This is a genomic window from Brachybacterium sp. HMSC06H03, from assembly GCF_001807385.1.
In the GTDB taxonomy this organism is placed as follows: Bacteria; Actinomycetota; Actinomycetes; order Actinomycetales; family Dermabacteraceae; genus Brachybacterium; species Brachybacterium conglomeratum.
Genome location: NZ_KV788732.1, coordinates 1 through 4026 on the forward strand (window position 1 = coordinate 1; position 4026 = coordinate 4026).

Below are 4026 nucleotides of genomic sequence, written 5' to 3' on the forward strand. Positions count from 1 at the left end.
CGCTCCCGCTCCGCCGCCCGCCGCGGCCGGGTGCTGGGCCTGGCCGCGCACTCCCTCGTCGGCGCCGCCGGTGCGGTCGCCGTGCTCCTGCTCGCCGGGGCGCAGCCCGGGGGAACGAGCGCCGGCGACCTCGTCGTCGTGCTCGCCGCGACCCTCGCCGCGGTCCCCCTGGCCGGCGCGATCGTCCGCTCCCGCGCCGAGATCGCCTCCGCCGTCGCCGCCGCGTCCGGGCTCTCCGACCTCCTCTCCCGCACCGCCGCGATCGGCGAGCCGCCCCGCACCCTCGGCGTCGGCCGCCTGCGCGGCGAGGTCATGTTCTCCGCGATCACCGCGCACTCCGAGCGCGGCCCCCGCTTCGACGGCATCTCCGTCGTCATCCCCGCCGGTCAGCGCGTCGCGCTCATGGACCGCAGCGGCGCCGAGGCCTCCGCCCTGCTGTCCTACCTGCTGCGCTTCGACCAGCCCGAGACCGGGCGGGTGCTGCTGGACCGCTACGACACCCGCTCCCTGTCGCTGGCCGACCTGCGCGGCGCGCTCGCCGTCGTCCAGCGCGAGCCGGCGCTGTTCTCCGAGACCGTGCGCGAGAACATCCGCGCCGGCCGGCCCGAGGCGGACGATCTGGAGGTCGCCGAGGCCGCGCGCCGCAGCGGCGCCGACGTCCTCCACTCCGAGCTGCCGAACGGGTACGAGACGCTGCTGGTGCGCCGCGGCGCCGCGCTCACCGACGGGCGCCGGCGACGCATCGCGATCGCCCGCGCCCTGCTGCGCGATGCGCCGGTGGTGCTGCTGGACCGCGCCGACGCCGAGCTCGCCCCGCGCGAGCGCGCCGAGGTGCTCGCCGCGCTCGATGCGCTGGGGGAGGGCCGCACCGTGCTGATCCACAGCCGCGACCCCGAGACCGTGCGCGGCGCCGATCGGGTGCTGTGGTTCGAGGACGGCCGCCTGGTCGAGGACGGCCACCCCGACCGCCTCGCCGACGACCCCGACAGCCGCCTGGCGATCTGGCTGCTGGAGGCCGACGACCCCGAGGCCTGATCCGCGCCCCGCCGGGCACCTGCTCCTCCCCTGCCCTCCATGCCCGCGACACCTCGATGACACCTGCGCCTGTCACGGTGACAGCGACTCGTCCGGTATCGGCCGCGGCCGCCAGTGGGAGGGAAGCGCAATGATCGTCTCCGTCATCGGTGTGGGATATCTGGGCGCGGTGCACGCCGCCGCGATGGCTGAGCTCGGCCACGACGTGATCGGCCTGGACGTGGACTCAGGCCGCGTCGCGGCCATGCAGGCGGGCCGCGCCCCCTTCCATGAGCCCGGCTTCGAGGAGATCCTCCGCCGCGGCCTGGCCGCCGGACGTCTCCGCTTCACCACCGACTACGCCGAGATCGCCCACGCCGACGTGCACTTCCTGGGGCTCGGCACCCCGCAGCGGGCCGACGGATTCGGCGCCGACCTGCGCTCTCTCGAGGCCGCCGTCGCCTCCCTCGCCGCGGTGCTGCCCGCCCGCGGCGGCGCGCCGACCCTGGTCGTCGGCAAGTCCACCGTCCCTGCCGGCACCGCCCGCCGACTGCGCGCCCAGCTCACCGCGGTGCCCGGCGCGGACCTGATGTGGAACCCCGAGTTCCTGCGCGAGGGCTTCGCCGTCCAGGACACCCTCGCCCCCGACCGTCTCGTCTACGGCGTGGCCGAGCCGGACACCCCCGCGGCCGATGCGCAGGTCGCGATGCTGGACGCGGTCTACGCGCGGCTGATCGCCGGCGAGGTGCCGCGCCTGGTGATGGGCTTCGAGACCGCGGAGCTGGTGAAGGTCTCCGCCAACGCCTTCCTCGCCACCAAGATCTCCTTCATCAACGCGATCGCGGAGCTGTGCGAGGCCACCGGCGGCGACGTCACCGACGTCGCCCGCGCGATCGGCATGGACGACCGCATCGGCGGGAAGTTCCTGCGCGCCGGGATCGGCTTCGGCGGCGGCTGCCTGCCCAAGGACATCCGCGCCTTCATCGCCTCCGCGGAGGATCTCGGCGTGGGCGAGGCGCTCGGCTTCCTCCGCGAGGTCGACGCCGTCAACCAGCGCCGACGGGTGCGCGTGGTCGAGATCGCCCGCGAGCTGCTCGGCGACCTCGCCGGCCGGCGCATCACCGTGCTCGGCGCCGCGTTCAAGCCCGACAGCGATGACGTACGCGACTCCCCGGCCCTCGAGGTCGTCTCCCGCCTGATGTCCGCGGGCGCCCATGTCACGGTCACCGACCCCGAGGCCCTGGACAACGCCGCGCGGCGCGTCCCCGGCCTGGTCGGCGAGCCCGACACCGAGCAGGCGCTCGCCGGCGCCGAGCTGGTGCTGCTGCTGACCGAGTGGCGCGAGTACAGGGGCCTGGACCCGGTGCGCGTGCGGAACCTGGTCGCCGCGCCGCGCATGATCGACGGCCGCAACGTCCTCGACCCGGGGGCGTGGCGGGACGCGGGCTGGGAGATCCGTTCGCTGGGCCGCGGCGCGGGGCCCGTGAACGGGACCTCCGTCGTCGGTGGCCCCGCCGCCCGTCCTGGCCTGCCGATCCCCGCCTGACCGGCCCGGCCTGCCGATCCGCGCCTGACCTGCGGCGCACGGCCTGGGCTGCCGTTTCCCGTCCTGCCTGCGGCGCACGGCCTGTCCTGCCGTTTCCCGTCCTGCCCGCGCACTTGGCCCGTCGGACGCGGGGCGAATGGACGGGTGCTGGCGCAGGGCGTACCACTATGCCCATATAGGCATAGAGGTACGCCCTGCGCCATGACCTGACCACGCCCACCGCCACACCCCGTGAGGCGTCACGTTCAGGAGGCGAGAGGGCGGCGGTGCTCCCGTCGGCGCAGGATCGTGAGCAGCAGCTCGGAGGTCCGCTCCCAGTCGAGGAAGACCTGTTCCCAGGTCAGCCTCGTCACGGTGTAGCGGCGGGCCTGCAGCTGCAGATCCCGTGCCCGGTCCAGGTGGTACTGGCGGGGGTTGTCGTGGAACTGGACGCTGTCGCACTCGATGATCCAGTTCCGGCCGAGCTTCAGGTCCACTCGTCCCACGCCCGGAACGACGACCTGAGGCGTGACCGGCACGTGCAGCGACTCGAGCCACCAGCGCACGGCCGTCTCGGTACCGGACTCGGCGAGCGGGGAGACACGGGCGAGTTGCCTCCGTCGGGAGGAGGGGAGACCGGAGACGATCCGCTGCGCCACATGCCAGGTCAGCAGCCCCTTGTTCAGCGCCGATTCGAACAGGATCGCCGCGTCCCGAACGGGGAGGCACCTGCCGGCGTGCTCGAGCGCCAGCTCGAGCTCGGCGACCGGATCGCGATCCGGCCAGCTCCGCATCTCACTGCCGTGCAGGACGAGCGACGTCGACCGACCAGCATCCGTTGAGGCGCGAGGACGGTAGACGTGCTGGTCGGCGTGGAGAGGGATCCACAGGCCGTGGTGCCTGGCAGCGCTGAGGCAGGTCGGCCGCACTCCCTGCTCCAGAAGTGCGACGAGGTCGGCCGGCGCCGTGCTCCGGACGTACCAGCAGTCCACCCTCTGCATGAGACCCCGCCGGAGGAATCGTCGACGCGCCGCCTCGTCGATGCCGACAGCGCGCAGGTCTGAGCGATGGATGATCCCGGGTATCTGCATCGCCCCAGTACAGCCATGACATTGCCGCTGTTGAGGAGCGAGGGCGGCGATGTGGACGAGCTAGGGCTGTGGAGGGGAGGTGCGGGGAACCGGCAGGGGCGGAGCCGGACAGGGCGGGGAGCAGGGAGCGGGCAGGGGCGGCCGGCCGATGGGGACTCAGGGCTCGGACCGACGTCGCCGAGGCTCGAAGGAGGTCGTCGACCGACAATGCGGCGCCGTGGGTGACCGGGCGGATGGAGGCGACCGGGCGGGCGGGAGGACCAGTGAGGGCGGGTGCCGGGGTGACGGGTATTGGCGCAGGGCGTACCACTACGCCTATATAGGCATAGTGGTACGCCCTGCGCCGTGACCTGACCACGCTCCCGTCCGGGACCCGGGACCCGGGACCCGGGACCC

Annotated in this window: 3 protein-coding genes; 2 read left to right on the top strand and 1 reads right to left on the bottom strand. The window is 73.9% G+C overall.

Annotated features, from left to right (window positions below; all coding sequences use genetic code 11):
• Both HMPREF3159_RS17825 and HMPREF3159_RS06175 read left to right on the top strand, forming a co-directional pair.
• Positions 1 to 1035: ATP-binding cassette domain-containing protein (locus tag HMPREF3159_RS17825; protein ID WP_141748102.1), on the top strand; the 1035-nt coding region annotated here is incomplete at its 5' end.
• A 130-nt stretch (positions 1036 to 1165) separates the two neighbouring features.
• Positions 1166 to 2560: a UDP-glucose dehydrogenase family protein gene (locus HMPREF3159_RS06175; protein WP_070500152.1), complete on the top strand. Its 1395-nt coding sequence runs from the start codon at positions 1166 to 1168 to the stop codon at positions 2558 to 2560.
• Between the two features lie 245 nt (positions 2561 to 2805).
• Here the strand turns inward: HMPREF3159_RS06175 and HMPREF3159_RS06180 are convergent, their stop codons facing one another.
• Positions 2806 to 3333: a PDDEXK family nuclease gene (locus HMPREF3159_RS06180; protein WP_246821509.1), complete on the bottom strand. Its 528-nt coding sequence runs from the start codon at positions 3331 to 3333 to the stop codon at positions 2806 to 2808.
• Positions 3334 to 4026 lie beyond the last annotated feature (693 nt).

Coding starts and splice junctions, on each gene's coding strand:
- HMPREF3159_RS06175 (WP_070500152.1), top strand. CDS start 1,166: ATGATCGTCTCCGTCATCGGTGTGGGATATCTGGGCGCGGTGCACGCC.
- HMPREF3159_RS06180 (WP_246821509.1), bottom strand. CDS start 3,333: ATGCGGAGCTGGCCGGATCGCGATCCGGTCGCCGAGCTCGAGCTGGCG.